General features: G+C 71.4%; 20 protein-coding genes and 2 tRNA genes. 8 read left to right on the top strand and 14 right to left on the bottom strand.

Annotated features, from left to right (window positions below; genetic code table 11):
• Positions 1-18: 18 nt before the first annotated feature.
• From C3V38_RS17630 to prfB, 3 genes are read right to left on the bottom strand one after another with little or no spacing between them, the layout of a single operon-like run.
• A complete protein-coding gene (locus C3V38_RS17630) occupies positions 19-717 on the bottom strand; it encodes a hypothetical protein (RefSeq protein WP_165001102.1) in 699 nt (232 codons plus the stop codon).
• A complete protein-coding gene (locus tag C3V38_RS10935; protein ID WP_106385782.1) occupies positions 717-1613 on the bottom strand; it encodes a mechanosensitive ion channel family protein in 897 nt (298 codons plus the stop codon). Before C3V38_RS10935 ends, C3V38_RS17630 begins: the two co-directional genes overlap by 1 nt.
• Positions 1613-2719, bottom strand: coding sequence for a peptide chain release factor 2 (gene prfB, locus C3V38_RS10930; protein WP_106385781.1), 1107 nt, complete (start codon positions 2717-2719; stop codon positions 1613-1615). Before prfB ends, C3V38_RS10935 begins: the two co-directional genes overlap by 1 nt.
• Positions 2720-2883: 164 nt before the next feature.
• Between prfB and C3V38_RS10925 the strand changes: the two genes are divergently transcribed.
• From C3V38_RS10925 to C3V38_RS10915, 3 genes are all read left to right on the top strand, one after another.
• Positions 2884-3693, top strand: a complete 810-nt coding sequence (locus C3V38_RS10925) for an inositol monophosphatase (protein WP_106385780.1) — start codon at positions 2884-2886, stop codon at positions 3691-3693.
• Positions 3694-3814: 121 nt separating this feature from the next.
• Complete coding sequence (locus C3V38_RS10920; protein WP_106385779.1) at positions 3815-5221, top strand: acyl-CoA dehydrogenase family protein; 1407 nt, start codon at positions 3815-3817, stop codon at positions 5219-5221.
• A 49-nt stretch (positions 5222-5270) separates the two neighbouring features.
• Positions 5271-6476, top strand: a complete 1206-nt coding sequence (locus C3V38_RS10915) for an acyl-CoA dehydrogenase family protein (RefSeq protein WP_106385778.1) — start codon at positions 5271-5273, stop codon at positions 6474-6476.
• A 120-nt stretch (positions 6477-6596) separates the two neighbouring features.
• On the opposite strand, the gene C3V38_RS10910 is transcribed toward C3V38_RS10915, so the two are convergent.
• Both C3V38_RS10910 and C3V38_RS10905 read right to left on the bottom strand, forming a co-directional pair.
• Complete coding sequence (locus C3V38_RS10910; RefSeq protein WP_106385777.1) at positions 6597-7307, bottom strand: peptidase S1; 711 nt, start codon at positions 7305-7307, stop codon at positions 6597-6599.
• Between the two features lie 150 nt (positions 7308-7457).
• Positions 7458-8102, bottom strand: a complete 645-nt coding sequence (locus tag C3V38_RS10905; protein WP_106385776.1) for a TetR/AcrR family transcriptional regulator — start codon at positions 8100-8102, stop codon at positions 7458-7460.
• A 169-nt stretch (positions 8103-8271) separates the two neighbouring features.
• Between C3V38_RS10905 and C3V38_RS10900 the strand changes: the two genes are divergently transcribed.
• On the top strand, positions 8272-9399 hold the full coding sequence (locus C3V38_RS10900) for an acyl-CoA dehydrogenase family protein (protein ID WP_061915274.1): 1128 nt from the start codon (positions 8272-8274) through the stop codon (positions 9397-9399).
• On the opposite strand, the gene C3V38_RS10895 is transcribed toward C3V38_RS10900, so the two are convergent.
• The 5 genes from C3V38_RS10895 to C3V38_RS10875 form a co-directional block, all read right to left on the bottom strand.
• The gene (locus tag C3V38_RS10895; protein ID WP_165001164.1) at positions 9396-10589 is read right to left on the bottom strand and encodes an FAD-dependent oxidoreductase; all 1194 of its coding nucleotides are present in this window, start codon (positions 10587-10589) and stop codon (positions 9396-9398) included. The two genes, C3V38_RS10900 and C3V38_RS10895, sit on opposite strands and share 4 nt — an antisense overlap.
• Positions 10590-11252: 663 nt before the next feature.
• Positions 11253-11329, bottom strand: a tRNA-Met gene (locus C3V38_RS10890).
• Positions 11330-11546: 217 nt separating this feature from the next.
• A tRNA-Met gene (locus C3V38_RS10885) sits at positions 11547-11623 on the bottom strand.
• A gap of 117 nt (positions 11624-11740) precedes the next feature.
• The gene (locus C3V38_RS10880) at positions 11741-14818 is read right to left on the bottom strand and encodes a UPF0182 family protein (protein WP_082767629.1); all 3078 of its coding nucleotides are present in this window, start codon (positions 14816-14818) and stop codon (positions 11741-11743) included.
• A gap of 65 nt (positions 14819-14883) precedes the next feature.
• A complete protein-coding gene (locus C3V38_RS10875) occupies positions 14884-15945 on the bottom strand; it encodes a PDZ domain-containing protein (protein WP_106385774.1) in 1062 nt (353 codons plus the stop codon).
• A gap of 79 nt (positions 15946-16024) precedes the next feature.
• Between C3V38_RS10875 and C3V38_RS10870 the strand changes: the two genes are divergently transcribed.
• Positions 16025-17422 (top strand): zinc-dependent metalloprotease, encoded by a 1398-nt coding sequence (locus C3V38_RS10870; protein WP_106385773.1) that lies wholly within the window; start codon positions 16025-16027, stop codon positions 17420-17422.
• Positions 17423-17451: 29 nt separating this feature from the next.
• On the opposite strand, the gene C3V38_RS10865 is transcribed toward C3V38_RS10870, so the two are convergent.
• Positions 17452-18156, bottom strand: a complete 705-nt coding sequence (locus tag C3V38_RS10865) for a M48 family metallopeptidase (RefSeq protein ID WP_311200495.1) — start codon at positions 18154-18156, stop codon at positions 17452-17454.
• 134 nt (positions 18157-18290) lie between these two features.
• On the opposite strand from C3V38_RS10865, the gene C3V38_RS10860 reads away from it, so the two are divergent.
• Together C3V38_RS10860 and C3V38_RS10855 are read left to right on the top strand one after the other, a co-directional pair.
• Positions 18291-19397: a hypothetical protein gene (locus C3V38_RS10860; protein ID WP_254425962.1), complete on the top strand. Its 1107-nt coding sequence runs from the start codon at positions 18291-18293 to the stop codon at positions 19395-19397.
• Positions 19398-19404: 7 nt separating this feature from the next.
• On the top strand, positions 19405-20721 hold the full coding sequence (locus C3V38_RS10855; RefSeq protein WP_106385772.1) for an AarF/ABC1/UbiB kinase family protein: 1317 nt from the start codon (positions 19405-19407) through the stop codon (positions 20719-20721).
• Between the two features lie 13 nt (positions 20722-20734).
• On the opposite strand, the gene C3V38_RS10850 is transcribed toward C3V38_RS10855, so the two are convergent.
• Positions 20735-22822, bottom strand: coding sequence for an ATP-dependent DNA helicase UvrD2 (locus tag C3V38_RS10850; protein WP_106386463.1), 2088 nt, complete (start codon positions 22820-22822; stop codon positions 20735-20737).
• A gap of 195 nt (positions 22823-23017) precedes the next feature.
• On the opposite strand from C3V38_RS10850, the gene C3V38_RS10845 reads away from it, so the two are divergent.
• Positions 23018-23287, top strand: coding sequence for a mycoredoxin (locus C3V38_RS10845; protein WP_106385771.1), 270 nt, complete (start codon positions 23018-23020; stop codon positions 23285-23287).
• Positions 23288-23343: 56 nt separating this feature from the next.
• Here C3V38_RS10845 and nudC read toward each other — a convergent pair whose 3' ends face one another.
• Both nudC and C3V38_RS10835 read right to left on the bottom strand, forming a co-directional pair.
• Positions 23344-24270, bottom strand: a complete 927-nt coding sequence (gene nudC / locus C3V38_RS10840; protein ID WP_106385770.1) for an NAD(+) diphosphatase — start codon at positions 24268-24270, stop codon at positions 23344-23346.
• A gap of 82 nt (positions 24271-24352) precedes the next feature.
• Complete coding sequence (locus C3V38_RS10835; protein WP_061228025.1) at positions 24353-25432, bottom strand: TrkA family potassium uptake protein; 1080 nt, start codon at positions 25430-25432, stop codon at positions 24353-24355.
• Positions 25433-25440: the final 8 nt, after the last annotated feature.

Genomic DNA, 25440 nt, shown 5'->3' with positions numbered 1-25440 from the left:
CCCGGCCAGGCGACGGCATCACCCCTCGAGGGCACCGCCGCTCGGGACGGAGGTCGGGCCCCCCTCGGGTGCCTGTTGACCGGTCCGCGGCTGCGACTGCTGCTGCGGTTGTTCCTGCGGCGCCTGCTGCTGCGGCGCCTGCTGCTGCGGCGCCTGCGTCTGCTCCTGCCGGGTAGGAGTCGTTCCCCCCGTTTCGCGCAGGCCACCCGGGCCCGGGCTGTCCTGCGTGGCGGTGCTCTGCGGCCCGGTGGTCGTCGTCCCGGTAGTCGCGGTCCCGGTCTGATCCGGGCCCGTCGTGGGAGTGGGATCGGTGGTGCCCGTGATATCCGATGGCACGGTCTGCTCGGACGATGACTCGGCCGGCACGGTCGGCGCACTGGTCGCTGGCGGGGCCGGCGGGCCGAAGGCGACGACCGGCTGCTCACGGACGAGCAGATACAGCACCCCGGCCACGACGAACGCACCGAGAAGGATCGCGGTCGTCCGCGACATCGACAGGAACTCCCCGATCAGCGCCACGATCGCGGGCTTCGGTCGCCGTGAGGGCGCGTCGGGCGGTGGCGTGCCGCCGAGGCCCAGCGGATCGGGCTGTTCGCGGGCGGACGGATCCTGGCGCAGCACGGGCTCCTGACGCGTGGCGTCATCCTCCCGGGTCGTGTCGTCGTTCCGGTTCGTGTCGTCGTTCCGGGTCGTGTCGTCGTCTCTGTGCCGTGCCATCAGACGCCCGCCTCTCCGGTCTGCGGGCGGAGCATCCCGGCCCGGATCGCCGCCAACGCCTCCGGCTCCAGGACGATGCCCTCCTGCCTGAACCTGCGCAGGATCACCGCACGCATGCGCCTGCCGACCTCCCACTGCATCCCCGGCTTGGTGCGGGCGAGCAGGCGGATGGTGGTCTGCTCCAGCTTGATGGACTGCACGCCCATCACGGACGGCTCGTCGAGCACGTATTCGCCCACACGGTCGTCGTCGACGATGTCTCGGCACACCTCGGCGAGCACCTCGTGCGCCTTGTCCATGTCGGCGTTGTTGGGAACCGGTACGTCGATGATCGCGCGGGCCCAGTCCTGCGACTGGTTGACGGCGGTGACGATCTGACCGTTGGGAACGATCACGGCCTCACCGTCCAGCGTACGCAGCCGGGTGACACGGAGAGTGACGTCCTCGATGGTGCCGGCGGCGACGCCGGTCGCAGTCGTGAGCTCCACGATGTCGCCGTACCCGTACTGCCTCTCGGCGAGAACGAAAAAGCCCGCCAGGAAGTCCTGGACGATCTTCTGCGCGCCGAAGCCCAGCGCCGCGCCGAGGACGGTCGCCGGCGCGACCAGGGCGACGAGGTTCACGCCGAAGCGGAGGAGGATCTGGATCCCGAAAAGGACGTACAGGACGGCGACGGCGACATAGGAGAGCACCTGGATAAGCGAGTGCAGGTGCTTGGACTCCTCGGACCACAGCTCCTTGTCCGCGTTCTTGGCGTCGATCCGGCCGGTCCACATCCGGGCGATCTTGCCGATCACGCGGGTCAGCAGGGCCGCCCCCAGGACGAGGAGGACGACCTCCAGACCCTCGTTGCTCAGCCAACGGAGGATCCCGCTGAAGTCGGTCTGGACCCTCACTAGGCGTCGGCCCCCTCCCGCATCCGCCACCGGATGCCGGCCTCGATGAATCCGTCGATGTCACCGTCGAGCACCGCCGACGGGTTGTTGACCTCGTGCTCGGTCCGGAGGTCCTTGACCATCTGGTACGGGTGCAGCACATAGGAGCGCATCTGGTTGCCCCACGACGCGTTGCCACCCGAACCGAGGGCATCCATCGCGGCCCGCTCCTCCTGGCGCTTGCGCTCGAGCAGCTTGGCCTGCAGCACCTTCATCGCCGCGACCTTGTTCTGCAGCTGCGACTTCTCGTTCTGACACGTCACGACGATCCCCGTGGGGATGTGAGTGAGGCGCACCGCGGAGTCGGTGGTGTTGACCGACTGGCCACCGGGGCCCGACGAGCGGTACACGTCGACGCGCACCTCGTTCTCCGGGACCTCGATGGAGTCGACCGTCTCGACCACGGGAAGCACCTCTACCTCGGCGAAGGAGGTCTGACGGCGCCCCTGGTTGTCGAACGGCGAGATGCGCACCAGGCGGTGGGTGCCCTGCTCTACCGAGAGGGTGCCGTACATGTACGGGTCCTTGACGATGAAGGTGGCGGACTTGATGCCGGCTTCCTCCGCGTACGAGGTGTCGTAGACCTCGACCTTGTGACCGTTCTTCTCCGCCCAGCGCACGTACATCCGCATGAGCATCTCCGCGAAGTCCGCGGCGTCGACACCGCCGGCGCCCGCGCGGATGTTCACGACGGCCTCACGCTGGTCGTACTCACCGCTGAGCATCGTCTTGACCTCCATGGCCTCGACGTCCTCACGCAGGCTCGCGCGCTCGGCGTCCGCCTCCTCGACGGCGTCGCCACCCTCCTCCTCCGCTAGTTCGTACATCAGCGGAAGATCCTCGATCCGCTGCCGCAGATCGCGGCAGCGACGCAGGTCCGCCTGAATGTAGGACAGCTCGCTGGTGACCTTCTGCGCCCGGTCCTGGTCGTTCCACAGGTCCGGGTCGGCGGCCATCTGCTCGAGCTCGTCGACGCGGCGGGCGAGCTCATCGATGTCGAGAACCTTCTCGACGGTGGTCATGGTCGCGTCGAGGGCTGCGATGTCGGCGGAGACTTCAGGGTGCACGAGATCCGAGTCTACGCGGCCCGCGCGTCGCCCACCGTTTCCCCGCCCGTCGCCCCGACGTGACCCGCCACACCGCCCCTGGCCGCCCGCCGCGGGTAGCGTCGACAGGTGCGGACCCGCTGCCGCCCGTGGTCAGCGCGCCGCGACCCCAGCGGAGGAAGTGCATGTCCATCGACACCGGCCACCCGCGCCCCCCGTCCGACGAGCTCACCGGGCGACTGTCCGACGTCGACCTGGCCGCCCGCCTCGTCGTCGACGCCGGCACCCTGGCGCGCCGCCTGCGCGAGGACGGGCTCGACGTCCGACGCAAGACGTCCGTCTCGGACGTCGTCACCGAGGCGGACGACGCCGCCGAACAACACATCACCGCGCTCCTCGCCGCCCACCGGCCGGACGACGGCATCCTCGGAGAGGAAGGCACCCTCGTCGCCGGCGACCACGACCGTCGGTGGGTCGTGGATCCCGTCGACGGCACCTACAACTTCGTCTCCGGCTCCGACTACTGGTGCTCGGCCGTGGCGCTCAGCGGCCCCGACGACTACCTGCTCGGCGCGGTCCACCGCCCCGCCACCGGGGAGACCTTCGTCGGCGGCTCCGCGATCCCCACGCGCCGCAATGGCGTCCCCGTGCCCCCGCTGACCCCCGGCGACCTCGCCGCCGGCAGTCTCGCCACCTACCTCCACCCGCCGTTCCTCGCCGACCCCGACCTGGCGGACCCGTTCCACCGCGTGAGCCGGGGCGCGGCGACCATCCGGATGCTCGGATCCGGATCGGTCGACCTGGCCTCGGTCGCCTGCGGGATCCACACCGTGTGGTGCCAGCACTCCTGCCCGGAGTGGGACTGGCTGCCCGGCCGCGCACTCGTCGAGGGCGCGGGCGGGGTCTGCGCGACCGTGGAGGTCAACGGCTACGACTGGTTCGTGGCGGGCCGCCAGGGTGCCGTCGACCAGGCGGTCGCCCTGCTCCGCGGCTGAACCAACCCCCGCCGAACAACGGTGCCGAGAACTTCAGGGGAAAGTGTGGCGCTCGGAACTTACTCCGAAGTAAGGTGTTGGCGACCACACCGCCCACCGTCCGTCACGAGAACAGCTGGTGATGATGAGTAAGAACCCCACGACCCCGCCCACGACGGGACGCGCGAAGACCTCCACACCGGGCAAGAACCCCACACGCATCGACGCCATCGGCGCCGCGATGCGTGCGCTGACCACGATCACCGGGTCGGAGTTCGCCGAGCGGTTCGGACTGCGCCAGAAGGTCGACCGGGTGACCTACGAGGCCACCAAGACCGGATTCAAGACCCTCGGGGCAGCGACCAAGTCGTTCAAGAAGGTGTCCGGCGGCGGCGCGCCCAAGCGCCTACCCGACGCCGACACCGAGGCGCGGCCCGACCTGTTCGACCTCACGCTGGACGAGGACCAGCAGATGATCTCCCAGACCGTGCGCGAGTTCGCCACCGAGGTCATCCGCCCGGCCGCCCACGACGCCGACGCCGCCGCCGAGGCACCCGCCTCACTTCTCGAGCGGTCCGCCGAGATCGGCGCCACCATGCTCAACGTCCCGGAGGAGTTCGAGGGCATCGCCTCCGAGCGCGGCGTGGTGACCAACTCCCTCGTCGCCGAGGCCCTCGCCTACGGCGATATGGGCCTGGCCCTGCCGATCCTCGCGCCGTCCGGCGTGGCCACCACCCTGACCCAGTTCGGATCCGACACCCAGCAGAAGTCCTACCTGCCGGCGTTCGCCTCCGAGAAGGTCCCGGCCGCCGCCGTCGTGGTGGCCGAGCCCCGGCCACTGTTCGACCCGTTCGACCTGAAGACGACCGCCGTGCGTACCCCCGGCGGCTTCACGCTCAACGGCGTCAAGTCGATGGTGCCCACGGCCGGGAGCGCGGAACTCTTCGTCGTCGCCGCCACCCTCGACGGCGCGCCGACCTTCTTCGTCGTGGAATCCGACACCGACGGACTCGTGGTGGAGGCCGATCCGTCCATGGGCCTGCGCGCCGCCGGCCTGGGTCGCCTCGTCCTCACCGACGTGGCCGTGCCCGCCGACGCGATCCTCGGCGGCCCGGACGTGTCCCCCGAGGACCGCGCCGCCGCCTACGCCGACGTGATCCGCCTCTCGCGCCTCGGATGGGCGTCGCTGGCCGTGGGCACCTCCCACGCGGTCCTCGACTACGTCACGCCCTACGTCAAGGAGCGCCACGCGTTCGGCGAGCCCATCGCGCACCGCCAGGCGGTCGCGTTCGCCGTGGCCGACATGGCCACCGAGCTCGACGGCATGCGCCTGGTCACCTGGCGCGGCGCCTCCCGCGCCGAGCAGGGGCTGTCGTTCGCCCGCGAGGCCGCCCTGGCCCGCAAGATCGCCGCCGACAAGGGGATGAAGATCGGCCTCGACGGTGTCCAGCTGCTGGGCGGGCACGGGTTCACCAAGGAGCATCCCGTCGAGCGCTGGTACCGCGACCTGCGCGCCGTGGGCGTGGCCGAGGGCGTGGTGGTCCTGTGACCGCCCCCCGCCCCGCCACCCTCCCGAACCGGACCAAGGACATCCAGCGATGATCAACCTCGAACTACCCAAGAAGCTCCAGGCGGGTGCGAACCAGGCCCGCCAGGTGGCCACCCAGATCTTCCGGCCCATCTCGCGCAAGTACGACCTCGCCGAGCACGAGTACCCCGTGGAACTCGACACCCTCAAGGCCATGATGGAGGCCATGGAGGACGCCGGCCAGGCCGCCTCGGGCGCCACGATGGGATCCGGCGGCGCCCCCAAGCGCGAGGGCGTTTCCAACGGCGGCAACATGAAATCGCTGCTCAACATCATCGAGACCTGCTGGGGCGATGTCGGCCTCACGCTCTCGATCCCCCGGCAGGGCCTGGGGAACTCCGCCATCGCGGCCGTGGCCAACGACGAGCAGATGGAGAAGTTCGGCCGCGTGTGGGCCTCCATGGCCATCACCGAGCCGGACTTCGGCTCCGACTCCGCCGCCGTGTCGGCCACCGCCCGCCTCGACGGCGACGAGTACGTCCTCAACGGCACCAAGATCTTCGTCACCTCCGGTGCCCGTGCCGACCACATCGTCGTGTGGGCGACCCTGGACAAGAGCAAGGGCCGCGCCGCCATCAAGTCCTTCGTCGTGCCGCGCGACCACCCCGGCGTCTCCGTGGACCGGCTCGAGCACAAGCTCGGCATCCGCGCCTCCGACACCGCGCAGATCACCTTCACCGACTGCCGCGTCCCCAAGGAGAACCTCCTGGGCGACCCGGAGATCCGCGTGGACAAGGGCTTCGCCGGCGCCATGCAGACGTTCGACAACACCCGTCCGCTGGTCGCGGGCATGGCGGTGGGCGTCGCGCGCGCCGCGCTCGAGGAGATCCGCACGCTCCTCGAGGAGGCCGGGATGGAGATCGACTACGACCGGCCCGCCACCAGCCAGCCCGCCGCCGTGGCCAAGTACCTCGAGCTCGAGGCCGACTGGGAGGCCGCGTACCTCCTCACGCTGCGCGCGGCGTGGATGGCCGACAACAAGATGCCCAACACCAAGGAAGCGTCGATGTGCAAGGCCAAGGCCGGGCGCACCGGCTCTGCCGTGACACTGGGCGCCGTCGAACTCGCGGGCAGCTACGGCTACTCCGAGCGCAGCTTCCTCGAGAAGTGGTCGCGCGATTCCAAGATCCTCGACATCTTCGAGGGCACCCAGCAGATCCAGCAGCTGGTCATCGCCCGGCGCATCCTCGACCTGTCGAGCGCCGAGCTGAAGTGAGCTGACCCACCTGCCTGGTCGACGAGCCCGCACGCTCAACGAGAAGGGCGTTCCGCACACATCGCCCGAGTGGGGATGTGCGGAACGCCCTTGTCGATGGAGGTCCGGCCGGCCGGCCCCTCAGGCCATCCGGAAGCCGCTTCCGGGCCAGTTGCGCGCGGTGGCGTCGGCGACGATCGCGTCGAACGAGTACCCCAGCGCGGGCAGGAAGAACGGCGACTGGGCCGGGTGCAGGCACGAGGGCAGAACAGGGCCGAGGCTGCCGGCCGCCCCGGCCGCCGGCGGCATGTGGCCGCCCGAGACCAGGCCCACGAGCCGGCCGTCGCGGGTGATGGGCCCGCCGGAATCCCCGTACCCGGCACAGGCGTGGCTCCAGAACCTGTCACCCTCGCGCTGCCAGGTGATGCCGCACGTGTGGCCGGTCGACAGGCCGTCCTTGCAGACGACGTCGCCGAACTCCGGCGCCGGCCCGCGGCCGACCACGCCGGCCTGGCGGACGGGGACCGCGACGCCCGGGTCCAGGCGGATGACCGAGTAGTCGAGGATCTCGTTGCGGGTGGCGACCGTGCCGATCACGCCCGCGCCCTGGTTGTCGCGGAGGATGACCGGGACGTTTATCCGATCGCTGCAGTGGGCGGCCGTGAACGCGACCGGGGTGCCCGCCGCGTCGTAACCGGCGGCGGTGATGGTGCATCCCGCCACTCCCCCGACGAGCACGGGGGTCGCGCCGCCGACGGGCACCGCCGCCTGGGCGGCTGCGGGCGCCATCAGCGTGGCGGCGCCGGCCATCACGGCCGTCGCGGCGAGTTTCGCCAGACGGGTGAACCTCATAAGCGTGTCCTTCCCACCCCTGGCGGAATGCCCGGGTCTACGCTCCGTCAGACTAGCGGCCGGGGCCCCGCCGTGCACGACGCACGCGCGCGTCACCGGCGCGCCTCCCGAATCCGGGTGCGGCGCCACCGCCCAGCGGCACACCGCCGGTCAGTGCTCCCCGACCGTGATCCGGATGGTGGGACGTCGGTCGTCGGCACCGCCGATCCGACACCAGATCGCGGCCACGATCGGTTCGAGGAACAGTTCGCCGACCTGCCCCATGAGGGTGCGCACCACCTGGACCTTCTCCGAGGAGCGCGTGGAGGCGTGGCCGCCGCGGCGCAGACTCTCGACCTCCCTGGTGGTGAGGTCGACGATCGCCGCGAGCAGCGGAGCGCCCCGGCCGTCGGGCTCTATCAGGGCGCGGTTGATGTACTTCACCACCATCGGGTTGCGCTCGAGCATGTCGCGCACGGCGGCGTCGCGGGCCGCGACCACCTCCGCCGGGGACCCGGTGTGCTCGACGGTCGCCAGCGCGTCGACGACGTGCTCCACCACGAGGTCGTCCACCGCGCGGCGCAGCCCCTCTTTGGTGCCGAAGTGATGCTGGATCAGCCCGATGGTCACGCCGACCTCGGCGGCGACACGGCGCATGGAGACCCGGTCCTCGCCGTGGTCCGAGTACAGCTCCAGGGCGGCGTACCGGATCCGCGCGCGGGCGGTGAGGTCGCCGTCGGCGGAGCGCGGCGGGCCGGAGTCGCCCGCCCCTGCGCCGCCGCCGGACCCGGGGCCAGCCGAACCCACCTCGCCCATCACGCACACCTCTCGCCGCGACGTGCGGCGCCCGAGGCGACCGCCGGAATGACGACCATACACCTGTATGCCATGCGGTTGTATGGTGGTGCTCGACAAGGCCACGCCGGCCCCCACCTCACTCTGGAGTCGCCCCGTGTTAGAGCCCGCCCCCTTCCGCTCCCCCTGGATGACCGACGACCTGGACGCTCTCCGTGCGCACACCCGCGCCTTCCTCGAGAAGGAGACCGCCCCGCACCTCGAGCGGTGGGCCGAGCAGGGCGCGGTGGACCGCGAGTTCTGGAACAAGGCCGGCGACGCGGGCCTGTTGTGCATCTCGATCCCCGAGGAATACGGGGGCGGCGGCGGCTCGTTCGCCCACGAGGCCGTCATCGCGGAGGAGCAGACCCGGGCGCTGGACGACGGCTGGGGCAACTCGGTCCACAGCACGATCGTCGCCCACTACATCCTCCAGTACGGCACCCAGGAGCAGAAGCAGCGTTGGCTGCCGAAGCTCGCGACCGGCGAGATGGTGGGCGCCATCGCCATGACCGAGCCCGGCGCCGGGTCGGACCTGCAGGCACTGCGCACCACGGCCACGCGCGACGGCGACGACTTCGTGGTCAACGGCTCCAAGACGTTCATCTCCAACGGCATGCACTGCGACCTGCTCGTCATCGTGGCGCGCACGGGCGGCGAGGGCGCGCAGGGTCTGTCACTGCTGGTGGCCGAGACGCCGGGGCTGGAGGGCTTCAACCGCGGCCGCAAGCTCGACAAGATCGGCCTGAAGTACCAGGACACCATGGAGTTGTTCTTCGACGACATGCGCGTCCCGGCGGGCAACATCCTGGGCGGCGAGGGCCAGGAGGGGCAGGGCTTCATCCAGCTGATGCAGCAGCTCCCGCAGGAGCGCCTCATCATCGCGGTGACCGCGGTCGCCGCCGCCGAGACCGCCGTGCGCCTGGCGACCGACTACGCCAAGGAGCGCGAGGCGTTCGGCAAGCCGATCCTCAAGTTCCAGAACCTGCGCTTCGAGCTGGCCGAATGTAAGACCGAGGCGCTGGCCGCCCGCACTCTGCTGGACCACTGCATCTCGCTGCATCTCAAGGGCGAGCTCGACCCGGCGACGGCGTCCATGGCCAAGTACTTCTGCACGGACAAGCAGTGCGAGATCATCGACCGCTGCCTGCAGGTCTTCGGCGGCTACGGCTTCATGACCGAGTACCCGATCGCCCGCATGTACGCCTCGGCGCGCGTGCAGAAGATCTACGGCGGGACCAACGAGATCATGAAGGAGCTGATCTCCCGGACGCTCTAGAGTCGCGAGCCCTCCCGCAGGTCCGCGACGATCTGGCGCACGGCGTCACGGCCCGCCCGGTTGGCCCCCACGGTCGACTGGGACGGGCCGTAGCCGATGAGGAACAGTCTCGGCTCGTCGAGCGCCCGTCCGTCGGCGACGCGGATCCCGCCCTCGGCCGTCCGCAGCCCGAGCGGGGCGAGATGGGCGATCGCGGGCCGGAACCCGGTGGCCCAGAGGATGACGTCCGCCGGCTCGAGCCGCCCGTCGGGCATCCGCACTCCGTCGGGCTCGATGCGGGTGAACATCGGGTGGCGCACGAGGACGCCGCGCGCGTCGGCGCGGTCGATCCACGGCGCGCGGTACATGCCGGTGACGCGGATGACACTCTCCGGCGGCAGCCCCCTCGCCGTGCGCTCGGCGACGCGGTCGATTGCGGCGGAGAAGTTGTCCGGCGGCGGGCCGGTCTCCCACTCGATCTCCCGCCGCGTCACCCACAGGGTGTCGGCGACACGGGATATCTCCTCGAGCAGCTGCGTGGCCGAGATGCCGGCGCCGACGATCACGACGCGCTGCCCGGTGAACTCGTCGGCCGACACGTAGTCGTGGACGTGGACCTGTCGCCCGCGGAAGGTCTTCTGTCCGGGGTAGTACGGCCAGAACGGTCGGGTCCAGGTGCCGGTGGCGTTGATGACGTAGCGGGCCGCCCAGGTCCGTAGGTCTCCGGGGCGAAAGGTGCCGCGGCGGGGCGCACCGGTCGGTTCGGTGACGACGACGAGGTGGTCGCCGGCCGGGTCGTCCCGCCCGGGGACAGGTCTGCGTACCGAGCGGACGCGGACCGGCCGCCGGACGTCGAGGCCGTGGCGGATCTCGTAGTCGGCGAAGTAGCGGGGCAGGATCTCGCGGCTGGGCGTGTCCGGGTCGACGTCGGGGATCGGGTGGTCCGGGAGGGCGAAGATCCCGTTGACCGTGCGCATGGTGAGCGACTCCCAGCGGTGCTGCCACGCGCCGCCCGGGGCCTCGTCGGCGTCGAGCATGACGAAGGTGCGGTCGCTCCGGGCCTCTCCGGCTGCCCGACCTGCCGGGACGAAGCCACGGCGTCGCAGGTGGTGTCCGGCCGACAGGCCGGCCTGCCCGGCTCCGATGACGAGCACGTCGACGGGCGCGGCGGGTGTCCCGGGTTCGAGTGTCACGCCCCCATGGTCGGTCATCCGGGCCGTCCGAGTCGACGAGGGCCCTTCGTCGATGGCGGCGCGGGTCTTCATACCGGTGTCCTCCAGGGTCCGCAGCAGGTCCCCGGGGGGTTCGACGCCGGCGGGCGTGCGGTGGTCGCCGACGCGGATCGGACACTAACCTGAGTTCCACAACTTTTAGTGACCCGCTTTCATGGCGAGGGACGGCCTGGGTGCGCACTTCTGCGCGGGCCTCGCCACGCAGGGAGTTTGTGGAGCTGCGAGCGATCCAGGAAGGGCGCTGCCGCAGCCGTTCACGTCGAGCTCAACCGTGTTTTGGGGCGGCTGGGTGTCCGACTGAACTCCCCCAGCGGGCGTGCAACCCACTAACGGCCGTCGAGGCGGGTCACTGGGGCTACTCGAAGCTCCTGGAAGCCGCGCCCGGCCCGGATGTCTAGGCGCTTGCTGGCCCGGTAGATCCTTACTGTGGGCCGTGATCGTGTCCGGGCGACTCCCCACTGCCGCCCAATTAGTGACCCGCGCGAGGAGCGTCCAACGCTGTGAACAGCGACGACCACACCCAAGAACGCTGAATCACTGTCAACTTGTGGAACTCAAGACTAACCCGGTGGCCGCGCCGGACGGGGTTCCTCCCGAAACGAGCTCAGGCCCGGCTCCCTGAGGGAACCGGGCCTGAGTGCGTGGTAGCGGGGACAGGATTTGAACCTGCGACCTCTGGGTTATGAGCCCAGCGAGCTACCGAGCTGCTCCACCCCGCGTCGATCATCCGGGCGATACCGGGTGACGTGAGACCGTCCGGCGGTCGAGTGGTCTCCCTCTCGGCTCCGCTTCGGTCACGTACGACCTTAGCAAAGACCGACCGCGAACCACGAATCGGCCGGGGGCGCCGATGCCGTGCGGAGCGATGCCGTCCGGAGCGATGCCGTCCGAACGACGAAGGGCCCCTCCGTGAGGAAGGGCCCTTCGTCGTGCACGTGGTAGCGGGGACAGGATTTGAACCTGCGACCTCTGGGTTATGAGCCCAGCGAGCTACCGAGCTGCTCCACCCCGCGTCGATTGCATCTATGACACTACGTGCCACTGAACCGACAAGGCAAATCGGCCGGCCGTACGACGACGCCCGGGCCGGTCACACGGAGAGACCGGCCCGGGCGGACGGAGTCGGGTCGTCAGTTGCCGTTGCCGAGCGCCTGGTAGGCGTCGACGGCGGCCTGCAGGTCCTCGAGCGCCTGCCCGAGATCGGAGAGGTCTCCCCCGCTCTGGGCCGAACGGACGGCGTTCAACGCCTCGTTGAGCTCGCGCACCGCGGCTTCACGGGAGGCCTCGTCGCCGCCACCACCGCCACCGCCGGCCGCGGGTGAGGACGGGCGGGGGGCCGTGCCCTCGGCGGGCCGCGACGTGCCGCCCTCCGCCTGGGCCTCGGCCTGACCGGTCTCGTCGATCCGCACGGTGTCGGGATCCGTCTCGATACCGACCTGCTGCAGCGCCTCGTACAGGGTGGGCGCGTACCCGACCGCGCGGTCGTAGCTCACCATCACGCGCAGCAGACGCGGGAACGCGGAGTCCTGGTCCTTGCGCTGCGTGTAGATCGGCTCGACGTACAGCACCGAGTCCCCGGCCAGCGGCAGCGCCAGAAGGTTGCCCTCGGTGATTTCCGCCGTCTCACCCCACAGGCGACGGTCCTGGGCGATCGCCGGCGAGGCGATCATGATGTCCTGCGCCTGGTTCGGGCCCTGCGCCAGCGGCTCGGTGCGCCGCTGCACGCGCACGGTGATCTCGCCGTACGTCTCCGGGTCCGAGCTCGCCGACATGTGCGCGGCGAGGAACTCGCGCTCGTACCCGCGGAACGCGGAGATGAGCTGGAACGAGGGCTCGTCGGACTCCGGGTCCGTCGGGTCCGAGACCACCACGTAGTACGGCGGCTGGCTCGGGCCGTCGCGGTCCACGGTCTGTGCCCCGGCCGGGCCACCCGCGGTCCCGGGAGCGGGGGCGGTGCCGGGCCCGGCCGCGGGCGGGGTCTGCGGGTTCTGGATGGACGAGGTCACCGTCGGGTCGGACGGCACCGACCAGAAGGCGTCGTTCGTGAAGAACTGACCCGGATCGTCGACCTGGTACTTGGCGAGCAGCTCGCGCTGCACCTTGAACAGGTCCTCGGGGTAGCGCAGGTGCTCGGAGAGCTCCTCGGAGATCGCGTCACGCGGCTGCACGATGCCCGGCAGGGCCTTCATCCACGTCTGCAGCACCGGGTCGGACTCGTCGAACGCGTACAGGTCCACCGTGCCGTCATAGGCGTCGACGGTGGCCTTGACCGAGTTGCGGATGTAGGAGACCTCCTCGTCCGGCAACACGCGGCCGCTGCCGTCGCTCAGGGAGTCCGAGGTCATGGCCTCCAGCGAGCTGAGCTCGGCGTACGGGTAGGTCTTGAGCGTCGTGTAGCCGTCGACGATCCACTTGATGCGCCCGTCGATCACCGCCGGGTACGTGTTGGTGTCCGTGGTCAGCCACGGGGCGACCTTCTGCACGCGGTCACGCGGGTCGCGGTCGTAGAGGATCTTCGAGTCGTCACCGATGAGGCTCGACAGCAGGATGTTCCGCTCGGCGAACTTCAACGCGTACGCGATCCGGTTGACCCACCCGCCGATCGGCACACCGCCTGAGCCGGTGTAGGTATACTGCTCGGCGTCGGTGTCGTACTCACGGGGGCCGTCGCCGTTGTCGCCGACGATCGCGTAGTCGGGATCCGACTGGGCGATGAGCTCACCGAAGTAGATCCGCGGCTGCGTGACCGGGATCATCATGTCCTCGCCGTTGTTGATCGCGTCGAGGTCCGAGACCTGGTAGTTGGGCAGGCCACCGCGGTCCGAGCCCGCGTCGTCGGCGATCTCGTTGACGCGGTTCGCGGGAGCGGCCACGAAGCCGTTGCCGTGGGTGTACACGGTGTGGCGGTTGATCCAGTCGCGCTGGTTGGCCTGCAACGACGCCGGGTTGAGCTCGCGCGCGGCCACGAGAAAGTCCTGCATCTCGCCGTCGATCGTGTACCGGTCGATGCTCAGGGTCTCGGGGAAGCCGTAGAAGTTGCGCAGCTGCTGCTGCTGGGTGAAGGTCGGCGCCAGGACGTTGGGGTCGAGCACGCGGACGTTGGACAGCGTCGTGATGTCCGAGGCGGCCTCGCGGGGGTTCGGGTCGGCCGAACCCCAGTTGTCGATGTAGGTCACCCGGTCGTCACCGATGTCGTAGGCGGCGCGCGTCGCCTCGATGTTGCGGGCGATGTACTCCCGCTCCTTCTCGGCGCGGTTGGGGTTGACCGAGAACTGCTCGACGGCCAGCGGCCACGCCGACCCCACCACGAGGGCGGAGAACAGGAGCAGGACCGTGGCCAGCGCGGGGATCCGCAGGTCCCGGATGACGATGGCGGAGAAGAACGCGACCGCACACACCAGGGCCACCGAGAACATGAAGATCTTGGCCGGCATGAGGGCGTTGACGTCGGTGTAGCTGGCGCCAGTGAACGTGGCGTTCTCGCTGAACAGCAACTCGTACCGGTCGAGCCAGTACGCCGCCGCCTTGGCGAGGACGAACAGGCCCGCGAGGCTCACCAGCTGGATGCGGGCCGCCCGGGTCAGCGCACCCTCCCGGGCGCCGGGCCGGAGGCCGCCGAAGATGTAGTGCGTGAAGAGGTTGGCCAGGAACGCCAGGACGATGGCGATCATCAGCCACGTGACGATCGCGCGCCACATCGGCAGCTCGAACGCGTAGAAGGAGATGTCGAGCCCGAACTGGGGGTCCGTCTCACCGAACGGCGTCGAGTTGAAGAACGCGAGCACCGTCTGCCAGCCGGTCTGCGCGACCGACCCGGCCAGGATCGCCAGCACGGCCGGGATCCAGAACACCGTCCGGCCGGGCGAGGCACCCATGGCCGCGCGGTACCGGGCCAGCGCGTCCGGCATCCCCGGCTGCGTGAGGAACACGGGGCGGGCGCGGTAGGCCAGCATGATGCCGGCGGTCACCGCCAGCCCCACCAGGAGCGCCACCACGACGAACACCCCGAGCCGCGTGAGCAGTTCGGTGCGGAACACGCTCGAGGCGTCGACGCTGCCGAACCAGAGCCAGTCCGTATAGGCCGTGTTCAGCCTCGGCAGGACCTGGATCAGGAGGATGAGGACGACGACGGCGACGGCGACGGCCCGACCGCGACGCGAGATCGCGATTGGCCGACCGGGGGGGTTACCGGGTGGGCGGACGGACACCTGGGATGCTCCTGCACTGCTGGGGCGGACATGCTCGTGGGCCCCACCTTACGGAAAACCCCGCCTCAGCCGCAGGTCGGTGGCCGCCCCCCGGAAGCGGCCGTCTCCAGCGCCTCCACCGCGCCGCCCAGTGTCGACACCTCGATGAGCCGGATGCCCTCGGGAGGGTCCTGCACAGCCTCCGCACAGTTGGCGGCGGGAACGAGGAACTCGCTCGCCCCGGCCTCGTGGGCGGCCCGGATCTTGTGCCGGATGCCGCCGATCGACCCGACCGTCCCGTCGGGCAGGATCGTCCCCGAGCCCGCGACCCGCGCCCCCCCGGTCGTCTCCCCCGGTGACAGCTTGTCCACGATCGCCAGCGCCAGCACCAGGCCCGCCGAGGGGCCGCCCACACCCGGATCCACCGTGATGTCCACGTCGGTGCCGTCCGCCGGGGAGTCACCGACCAGGATGCCCAGCCGGCCCTGGTCTGGATCGCCGTCCGGCCCGGCCGGCTGCAACCTCGTCGTCGTCGACCCCTCCCGGCCGTCCCGGGTGTACCCGATCGTGATCTCATCCCCCGCTCGGCGCTCGCCGACCCGCTCGACCACGGACGTGGCGTCCTCGACCGGCTCCCCGTCGATCGACGTCAGCACGTCGCCCTCCTCCAGACGCCCGGCGACCGCGCCGTCGGACTCCACACCCTCGACGCGGGGTTGCATCGGGATCCCCAGGTGGCGGTAGGCGGCCGCCTCGGCCGAGTTCTCCGACCCGACCATCTGCGCGGCGTTGGACTCACGCACCTCGTCGCGCGACCGGTCCGGCGGGAACACCTGGTCCCGCGGCACGACGACCTGCGCAGGGTCCAGCCAGAAGCGCGCCGCGTCGACCAGGGTGAGACGGTCCCGCACCGCCACCGTCGTCATGAGCAGCGACCCCGCGGTCTCGTCGGCCGGCCTGCCGACCACGTCGATCACCGGGACCCGCTCGACCTCACCGTTCTCGGTCTCCACCTCAGCCGTCCCGAACGTGTCATAAGTGGGCCCCGGGCCCATCGACACCAACGGGACGGTGGCCGATGTCGCCAGGACGAGCAGCAGGACCGCCGGCACCAGCGCGGCGAGGACGGTGAAGAGGCGGCGGCTCACGGGGGCAAGGGTAGTCCGCGCCCGGCGGCCACCGCGTCGCGGCCGGGCCCCGCACCCCTGCACGCTGTACCGTTGTGGCATGAACCAGCCCTTCGGTTTCTCCGCCTCCGACGACGACGGGCGCGACGACGACCGGGACCGTAACCCCGGCGGATCGGGCGGCCCCGGCGGCCCCGGTGGCCCCGGCGGATTCGACCCCTCGCAGTTCGGCAACCTCGGCCAGATGCTCTCCCAGTTCGGGCAGATGCTCGGGTCCATGGGATCGGCCATGTCCGGCCCCGGCAGCTCCGGCCCCGTCAACTACCAGCTGGCGCGGACGGTCGCCCTGCAGGCGCTCGGCCGTACGCCCGTGATCACCGACTCCTCGCGCACGGCCGTCCAGGAGTCCGTCCGCCTCGCCGAACTGTGGCTCGACGACACCACCCTGTTCCCGTCCGGCGTCCACCGCACCGAGGCGTGGACCCCGCAGCAGTGGGTCGAGCAGTCCCTGCCCACCTGGGAGAAGATCTGCACCCCGGTCGCCGAGCAGATGAACTCGGCCACCAGGGGCGCCATGCCCGAGGAGGCCCGCCAGCTCGCCGGCCCGCTGCTCGGCATGCTCGACCAGATGGGCGGCATGGGCTTCGGCATGCAGCTCGGTCAGGGGCTGGGCAAGCTCGCCCCGGCGGTCCTCTTCTCCTCCGAGGTGGGCATCCCGTTCGGCGACGACGGGGTGGCCGCCCTCTCACCGGCCGCGATCGACGCGTTCGCCGACGAGCTGGAGCTGCCCCGCCAGGAGGTCGTCGTGTTCCTCGCCGCGCGCGAGGCCGCCCACCTGCGACTGTTCTCCGGCGCGCCCTGGCTGCGCGCCCGCTTCCTCGCCACGGTCGACGAGTACGCGCGCGGCATTCGCGTCGACACCTCCGGGCTCGACGACCTCGCCTCCGGGCTGGACCCGTCGATGCTGCAGGACCCGGCCAAGCTGCAGGAACTGCTCTCGGGCGGCGCCGGTGCGATCGGCCGCAAGGTCACGAACGTCAACGAGGCGGCCCTCGGCCGCCTCGAGACACTCCTCGCCCTCGTCGAGGGCTGGGTCGACGCCGTGGTCACGGCCGCCGTCGGCGACCGGCTCCCCAGCGCCGACAAGCTCCGCGAGATGTGGCTGCGCCGCCGCGCCACCGGCGGGGCCGCCGAGCAGGCGTTCGCCAGCCTCGTCGGGCTCGAACTGCGCCCGCGGCTCGCCCGCGAGGCCTCCGAACTGTGGCGCCGGGTCGGCGAGGCCGTCGGCATCGAACGCCGCGACGGTCTGTGGAGCCACCCCGACCTGCTGCCCGTCGGCGAGGACCTCGAGAACCCGGCCGCCGTGATCGACCGCCTCCTCGACGACTCGAGCGGCGACTCCGGCGGCGTCGACGAGATCGAGCGGTTCCTCCGCGAGTCCGGCGGCGGGACCGGTGGGGACGGCACCGGCTCCGAGGGGCCGCGCGACGCGGACTGACCCGCCCGCTCGGCCCCGGGCGGGGCCGGTCAGGGCGAGTCGGCCTCGTCGTCGTCTCCTTCGATCAGGTCCCCCACTCCCTCGCCGGCACCGCCGCCCCCGTCGTCGCGGGCGGCGTCCCCGCCCCCGGGTGCGCCCGCGGCGCCACGGAGGACCCGCGAGTACGCCTCGAGGTACCCCATCGCGCGCTCGGCGCGCGGGAACCGGCGCACCACCTCCCAGAACTCCGGCGGATGCCCGCCCGGCACCACGAGGTGGGCCAGTTCGTGGACGAGGACGTAGTCCAGCACGTACGCCGGGACGTCCCGCAGCACCTCGCTGATCCGGATCTCCCCCGACGCCGGTGAGCACGACGCCCACCGCGTGGTCATCGACGGCACCCATCGCACCGACGACGGCCGCGGGCGCCCCTCCACCCACCTGTCCGACAACCCGGAGGCCCGCCGCATCAGGTCCTCGTCCGACACCCTCGGACCCCGACGGCGACCCGACCGTGCCAGACGGCCGAGCATGTCCGAGACCAGGCGTCGCTCCTCGGCCCGGGGCAGCCCCGCCGGCATGAGCACGACCACCGTCTCCCCCTCCACCCGCGCGGACACCGTCCGCTTGCGGCGCCGCGACCGCCGGATCTCGATCCGCGGGTCGTCGGGGTCCGTGGGCAGCGCCGACGCCGCGGCCGGACCGCCGGGGGCGGTCTCCTCGGATCGGTCGGCGGGGCGAGGGGCTGGCGGCACGCCGACCACGGTAGACCACCGGACGACGCGCCCTCGCGGGCCGCCGTCCACACGCGCGATCCGCCCTCCCGTGCCTGTGGATAACCCCGCCGGCGGGCCCGGTGCCCCGGCGATCACGTGCCACGATGACACCCGTGACCCCGCCTACCCCGCTCACCGCGCCCGCCGACGCACCCCGGCGCGCCACGGAGCCGCCACGTGCCACGGAGCCGCCGCGCGGCGTCGTCATCGCCGCGCCCGCCGAGGTCGGGGCCACCGCGACCGGGCCCGTCCGTCCGGATACCTCGTCGCCTCTCGGCACCTCGTCGCCGATCCGCGCGACGCTGCGTCCGGGCACCGTGGTCGTCGTTCGAGACGGCCGCAGCGTGCAGGTCGGGCTCGCGCCGGACAGGGCGGTGGTCGTCGACGCGCCGGCCGCCGTCCACGCCCGCCGCCTCGCCGCCCTGCTCACCGGGCTCGAGGGCGGGGCCGACCTCGACTCGGCCGCCCGCCGCGCCGGGATCGACGCCACCGGGCGGACCGCCGTCGCACGGATCCTCGCCCGCCTGGCCGATCTCGGGCACGTCCACCTCGACGCGCCCGGCCCGAGCGCACCCGCACTCGCGCCCTCCACACCCGCGCGCTCCACGTCATCCGCGCAGCCGCGGCCCTCCCCTGTCCGCCGGGTCCACATCCTGGGCTCCGGCCAGATCTCCGAGGTGCTGCGCGGACCGCTGTCCGTCAACGGATGCCGGGTGAGCACCGGCCCCACTCCCGGATTGGCGCTCGACGCCGAACGGCCACCCTGGCACCGCCGCGGACAGCCACCCGACCTCGTGATCCTCACCGGCACCGTCTCGGTGGACCCGGTCATCACGGCCGCACTGAGCCGCGCCGGGCAGGCGCACATGCACGTGTACTGCCGCGACGGCAGGGTGGTGGTGGGACCGACCGTCGTGCCCGGACTCAGCACGTGCCTGCGGTGCACCGACCTGTTCCGGGCCCGCAGGGACCCACGCTGGCCGTTCGTCGCCGCCCAGCTCCTCGGACACTCCCCCGACGCCGGCGTCCCCGCCCTGACCGCCGCGGCCGCGCTCGTGCTGGCCGAGGTCGCCGCGACCCGCGAACCGACCGGTCGGATGCAGACGGTCGGCGCCTCCGTCGAGATCAACCCGGCCGAGGGACTGTGGCGTCGTATCGAATGGCCGGCCGTCGAGGGCTGCGACTGTGGGGCCGCCCCGGGGGCCCATCCTCTGTCATGATTGGGGCGTGTCCGATCTACCCCGTACCTCGTCCCGCCGCGCAGCACGCCTCGCGGGACTACCACTGGGCATCGCCGGCCGCGCTGCCGGATCGCTCGGACGCCGCGCCTTCGGGCGGGGCGAGGGGGATCTGACGGAGGAGCTCGCCGACCAGGCCGCGGAGCAGGTCTTCGCCGTCCTCGGAGAGCTCAAGGGCGGCGCCATGAAGGTCGGGCAGGCCCTGAGCGTGTTCGAGGCCGGCATGCCGGACAAGTACGCCGAGCCGTTCCGCGAGGCGCTCACCAAGCTCCAGTCCGAGGCCCCGCCCATGCCCGCCGCCGAGGTGGAACGCGTCCTGGACGCCCAGCTCGGGCTGCGGTGGCGGGAGCGGTTCTCGGAGTTCGACGGCGAGGCCGCCGCGGCGGCCTCGATCGGCCAGGTGCATCGCGCCGTCTGGTCCGACGGCCGCGAGGTGGCCGTCAAGGTGCAGTACCCGGGGGCCGACGAGGCCCTGCGCTCGGACCTGCGCCAGCTCCGCAGACTGGCCCCGCTGTTGCGCCCGCTCAATCCGGGGACCGACATCAGGGGGATCATCGACGAGCTGTACGACAGCACGGTGAGCGAACTCGACTACCGCACCGAGGCTGACACCCAGCGGGTCTTCTCCGCCGCCTTCCGAGACGACCGTCAGTTCCACGTCCCCGCGGTGCTGGCCTCCGCGCCGAAGGTGCTGGTGACCGAGTGGGCGGACGGCCGCGCGCTGAGCCGGATCTCCGCCGACGGCAGCCCCGAGGAGCGCGATCTCGCCGGGGAGCTTCTGACCGAGTTCCAGTTCAGCTCCCCCGTGCGGGCGCGATTGATGCATGGCGACCCGCATCCGGGCAATTTCCTGCTGGCCGACGACGGTCGCCTGGTGGTATTGGACTTCGGCGCGGCCATTCCGCTCCCCGAGGGCATACCGACCGTGCTGACCTCGATGATGCGGCATGCACTGGCCGATGACGCAGATCAGCTCGTGAAGGTGATGACCCGCGCGGGCTACGTGGGGAGGGGCGGGCTGGATCCTGCCGACGCCACGGCGTTCTTGAACCCGTTCATCGAGCCGATGCGCGAGCCGGTGTTCCATTTCGACCGTGCGTGGATGCAGGGCATCATGGCGGTCTACGGGGACGTCTCGGGCCGTGAGTTCCGGACCTCGCGTTCGTTCGCGCTGCCCCGCGAGTACGTGCTGATCCACCGGGTGCTGTCAGCGTCGGTCGGCATACTGTGCCAACTCCAGGCGTCCGCGCCCTACCGGGAGATCGTGCGGCGCTGGATGCCCGAGATCTTCCCCGACGAGGACTGAGGCCGGCCGGCCGTCAGGTCCCGCGGACCAGCTTCAGCACGTCGTCGCCGTACTCGCCGAGTTTGTGCGCGCCGATCCCGCCGATCCGGCCCAGGGCCCTCGTGTCGGCGGGACGGTCGCGGGCGATCTGCGCGAGGGTCTCGTTGGTGAACACCGTGTAGGCGGGCTTGCCGATCCGCTCCGAGGTCTCGCGACGCCACTCGCGTAGCCGCTCGAACAGTTCGGTGTCTATCTCCATCGAGCACTCGGGGCACAGCCCGAGCGCCCGGTGCATCGGCCCGTTGAGCCTCTCCCCGCAGCCGCGGCAGCGCCCCTTGTCGGACGAGTCGGTGGACCGGCGAGCTGCTGCGGGGGCCTGCGCCGGGCGGACGGGATCGAGGAAGCGACTCGGTCGCCGGGTGGCGCGCCCCCCGGCACGGCGACTCCGACTCCACGAGACCGACAGGTGCTCGCGGGCGCGGGTGATGCCCACGTAGAGAAGGCGGCGCTCCTCCTCGATCGCATCGGGTCCGGCGTTGATCGCGTGGCTGATCGGCAGACTGCCCTCGTGCACGCCGATGAGGAACACCGCGTCCCATTCGAGACCCTTGGCGGCGTGGATCGACGCCAGCGTCACCCCCCGCTCGTCCGGCGCGTGCCGGGCGGCAGCGCGTTCCCTCAGGCCGACCACGACCGGGAGCAGTCCCGGGCGGCTCTCGGCGGTAGCGATCTCCTCTGCCAGGCCCACCAGCGCGTTCAGGGAGTTCCACGTCTCGCGGGCCTGGGTGCCGGAGGGTTCCGCGGCGGTGAGGCCGAGGGGTTCGAGCGCCTGCCGGATGACCGCGACGACGTCCCCTGGATCGGTCAACCCGGTGTGGGCGCCGGTCGACGCCTCGTCCGAGCCGTCGACGAGGCGGTCGATCGCCGACATCGCCCGGCGCACGACGGGGCGTTCGAAGAAGCCCTCGCCGCCCTTGAGGCGGTATCCGATGCCCGCCTCGTCCAGAGCTGCCTCGATCCGTTCCGACTGGGCGTTGACCCGGTACAGGACGGCGATCTCCGCGGGATCGGTCCCGCCGTGCACGAGGTCGGCGACGGCCGCCGCGACGGCATCGGCCTCCGAATCCTCGTCCGCGTACTCGGCGAGCACCGGTTCGGGCCCGGGCGGCCGCATACCGCGCAGCGTGAGGCCGGCGGTACGGAACCGGCCGGCTCCGGCGCCGATCACCGCGTTGGCCAGGTCCACGACCTGCGGGGTCGAGCGGTAGTCGGACTCCAGCTTCACGACGGTCGCGCCGGGGTAGCGGTCGGCGAAGCCGAGGAGGAAGTCTGGCTCGGCGCCGGCGAAGGAGTAGATCGTCTGGTTGACGTCACCCACCACCGTGAGGTCGTCACGATTGCCCATCCACGCGGTGAGCAGCCGCTGCTGGGCCGGCGTGACGTCCTGGAACTCGTCCACGACGAAGCAGCGGTACCGGTCCCGGAACTCCTCCGCGATGGCCGGCACCTCCTCCACGAGCTCCGCCATGTGCGACAGGAGATCGTCGAAGTCGAGCATCCGGACCGGACCGGAGACCTTGAGGTCCTCGTACGCCCGGAACGCCCGGGCCACCTCGGGCGCGGGAACCGGTAGGTCCCGTCCCAGAGCGACCGCCTGCTCCGCGTAGCTGTCGGGGGTGAGCAGGCTCGACTTGGCCCACCCGATCTCGGTCAGCACGTCGCGGATCGTCTCGGTCGCGGGATCGAGCCCGGCGCGCCGGACCGCCTGGGCGACCGCACGGAACTGCCCGTCCAGCAACTGCCACGGCTCCTCGCCGTAGACCCGGGGCCAGAAGTAGGACAGGTTGCGCAGGGCCGCCGAGTGGAAGGTCCGCGCCTGCACCGGTCCGGTCCCGGCGTCCGCGACGCCGAGGCTCGCCAGGCGCATGCGCAGCTCCCCGGCGGCGCGGGCGGTGAACGTCACCGCTAGCACCTGGTCACCGCGGACGTGCCCGGTGGTGACCAGGTGCGCGATGCGTCTGGTGATGGTGCGGGTCTTGCCCGTTCCGGCACCCGCGAGTATGCAGACGGGGCCACGGGGTGCCAGCACTGCACGACGCTGCTGCGGGTCCAGGCCCTCCAGCGCCGACTCCGCAGCGCCTCGGCCCCCGACTCCCCGTCCGCCGACCCGGCCGCCTCTCCGGCCGCTGTCCTGGCCACTTTCCCGGCCGTCGCGCCCCGTCTCACTCACGCCCCCATCGTGGCATCCGTGTCGGACACCGCGCCGGGGGCCTCCCCCCGGGGATGATTCCCGCCGGCGTGCGCGTTACACCCCGTCATGAGCGATGTGACGACCAACGACGCCCTGACCCTGTACACCACGTCGTGGTGCCCGTTCTGCACGCGGCTCAAGAAGCTGCTGGACGAGAAGGAGATCGGCTACGCGGAGATCGATGTGGACGCCGACGCCGAGGCGGCCGCGTTCGTCGAGAGCGTCAACGGCGGCAACCGGGTCGTGCCGACCGCCCTGTACTCGGACGGCACCACGGCCACCAACCCGCCGGCCTCCCAGGTGCGCGCGAAGCTCGCCGAGCTCGCGGGCGCCTGAATCCGGGTACGCGGGGCACCGCCGGCCCGGAACCAGGTCGGCGGTGCCTCCGTCCGTCAGGCCCCGCCGTCGCGGTCGACGGCCGCGACCCAGGAGCGCAGCATGACGTGCGCGATGGACACCGGCGGGGCCACCATGAGGTCACCGCGACCGGCCAGCGCATCCCGAACCCGGTCGACATCGAACCAGGCGGCCTCACTGATCTCCTCGTCCTCGAGCAGGATCGGCGCCTCCGGGTCGGCGACGGCCTGGAACCCCACCATGAGTGAGCGCGGGAACGGCCACGGCTGACTGCCCAGGTAGCGGACGCGGTCCACGACCACACCGACCTCCTCGGCGACCTCGCGGCGCACGCACCCCTCGAGGGACTCGCCCGCTTCGACGAAACCGGCCACGTGCGAGTACATCCCCGCCGGCCACACGGGTTGCCGCGCGAGGAGGACCTGCCGGCCGCCGTCGTGGACGAGGCAGATCACGGCGGGATCGGTCCGCGGGTACTCGAGTCCGCCGTGGAAGGGGTCCTCGATGGCCCACCCCGCCTCCTTCCGGCGCGGGTGGTGGTCCGGCTGCCGGCCCCTGACATTGTCGCGGTGCCACCCCAGCAGCGCCATGGCCTGCGCGGCCAATGATCCGTCGCCCTCGACCAGATCCGCCCCGCACGCGCGGAGGTTACTCACGGCGGGGCTGTCGGGCAGCTCGTCGACGAGCACGGCCCAGATGTGCCGGGCGTCGTCGGTGCGCCCGAGGAAGACCGCGTCCTCGGGCAGGCGATCGGCGTGGTCGCGGGCCGGCTCGAGCCGGATCCGCTTGCGGTCCCCCGCGGTCGGTTCGGTCGCGAACCGGTTCCGCCGGTCGACCCTCATGACGCGCGCCGAGGCCCATCCCGCCGCGAGTCCCTCCGCGTGCCGCCGGAGCGGGGCGGCCCTGTCGGGCGCGGCCACAGACAGCACAGGGTCGGAGTCCAGGGTGAAGTCCAGCGGCATCGTGAGGGGTCCTTTTCGCCGGTCGTGAGGGGCGCCGATCAGCGTAGTCCCGCGGGCCGATCGAACCGCGCCGACCCGGTGATCAGCCGGAGACCATCCGGATGTAGAGCAACCGGTCGCCGGCCTCCAACGCGTCCGCCTCCGGCTCATTGACCTTGATCAGCTGGCCCTTGCGCACCACGCCCAGCACGAGCTCGGCCAGGTGCCGCGGCGAGCCGCCGACCTCGGACTCCTCCACGCGGCGCTCGGCGATCGAGAAACCTTCATCGGGCGTGAGCAGGTCCTCCATCATTCCCACGACTGTCGGGGTGATGGTGGCCAGGCCCAGTAGCCGGCCGGTGGTCTCGGCGGAGACCACGACCGAGTCGGCGCCGGACTGCTTGAGCAGGTGCTTGTTGTCGCTCTCACGGACAGTCGCGACGATCTTGGCATGGGGTGCCAGTTCGCGGGCGGTGAGCGTGACCAGCACCGCGGTGTCGTCGGAATTGGTGGCGACCACCACCGCCGAGGCGCGGGTGAGCCCGGCCAGTTTGAGCACGTCGGACCGGGTCGCCGACCCGTGGACGGTGACGAGTCCGTGCGCGGCTGCGGCTTTGATCGCCTGCGGGTCGGTGTCCACGACGACGATGTCGTCGGGAGCGATCTCGTCGGCGAGCATGGCGGCGACGGCCGACCTGCCCTTGGTACCGTAGCCGACGACGACGGTGTGGTTGCGCACGACGCTCCTCCAACGCTGGATCTTCAGGGCCTGACGGGATTGTTCGGTGAGGACGGCGAGGGTGGTGCCGACGAGCAGGATGAGGAACACCAGGCGCAGGGGCGTGACGACGAGGGTGTTGATCAGACGTGCCTGCTGCGTGATCGGGGTGATGTCCCCGTAGCCGGTCGTGGAGAGCGAGACGGTGGCGTAGTAGAAGCAGTCGATCAGCGTCATCTCACCGTTCGGACCACCGCCTCCGGTGTAGCCGCCGCGGTCGGTCCACACGACGAGCACTCCCAGACAGAGCGCGACGAGGGCCATGAGGACGCGCTTGCCGATCAGCCGCCACGGGCTCCCGGCGTTCTCGGGGATGCTGACGACACCCACCAGGGCGTGGTCGGGGCTCTCGTCCAGTGGATCGTTGCCACGGAACCGGGACGCCAGTGCGCGCTTCTCGACCATGGGACTCC

The sequence above is a fragment of the Dietzia sp. oral taxon 368 genome (genome assembly GCF_002999155.1).
In the GTDB taxonomy this organism is placed as follows: domain Bacteria; phylum Actinomycetota; class Actinomycetes; order Mycobacteriales; family Mycobacteriaceae; genus Dietzia; species Dietzia cinnamea.
This window is presented reverse-complemented; position numbering and strand designations above follow the sequence as displayed.

Bases quoted from the DNA above. Each gene is read 5' to 3' on its own strand.
- C3V38_RS17630 (WP_165001102.1), bottom strand. From the start codon at position 717: ATGGCACGGCACAGAGACGACGACACGACCCGGAACGACGACACGAAC.
- C3V38_RS10925 (WP_106385780.1), top strand. From the start codon at position 2,884: ATGTCCATCGACACCGGCCACCCGCGCCCCCCGTCCGACGAGCTCACC.
- C3V38_RS10920 (WP_106385779.1), top strand. From the start codon at position 3,815: ATGATGAGTAAGAACCCCACGACCCCGCCCACGACGGGACGCGCGAAG.
- C3V38_RS10915 (WP_106385778.1), top strand. From the start codon at position 5,271: ATGATCAACCTCGAACTACCCAAGAAGCTCCAGGCGGGTGCGAACCAG.
- C3V38_RS10910 (WP_106385777.1), bottom strand. From the start codon at position 7,307: ATGAGGTTCACCCGTCTGGCGAAACTCGCCGCGACGGCCGTGATGGCC.
- C3V38_RS10905 (WP_106385776.1), bottom strand. From the start codon at position 8,102: ATGGGCGAGGTGGGTTCGGCTGGCCCCGGGTCCGGCGGCGGCGCAGGG.
- C3V38_RS10900 (WP_061915274.1), top strand. From the start codon at position 8,272: ATGACCGACGACCTGGACGCTCTCCGTGCGCACACCCGCGCCTTCCTC.
- C3V38_RS10895 (WP_165001164.1), bottom strand. From the start codon at position 10,589: ATGACCGACCATGGGGGCGTGACACTCGAACCCGGGACACCCGCCGCG.
- C3V38_RS10870 (WP_106385773.1), top strand. From the start codon at position 16,025: ATGAACCAGCCCTTCGGTTTCTCCGCCTCCGACGACGACGGGCGCGAC.
- C3V38_RS10845 (WP_106385771.1), top strand. From the start codon at position 23,018: ATGAGCGATGTGACGACCAACGACGCCCTGACCCTGTACACCACGTCG.
- nudC (WP_106385770.1), bottom strand. From the start codon at position 24,270: ATGCCGCTGGACTTCACCCTGGACTCCGACCCTGTGCTGTCTGTGGCC.
- C3V38_RS10835 (WP_061228025.1), bottom strand. From the start codon at position 25,432: ATGGTCGAGAAGCGCGCACTGGCGTCCCGGTTCCGTGGCAACGATCCA.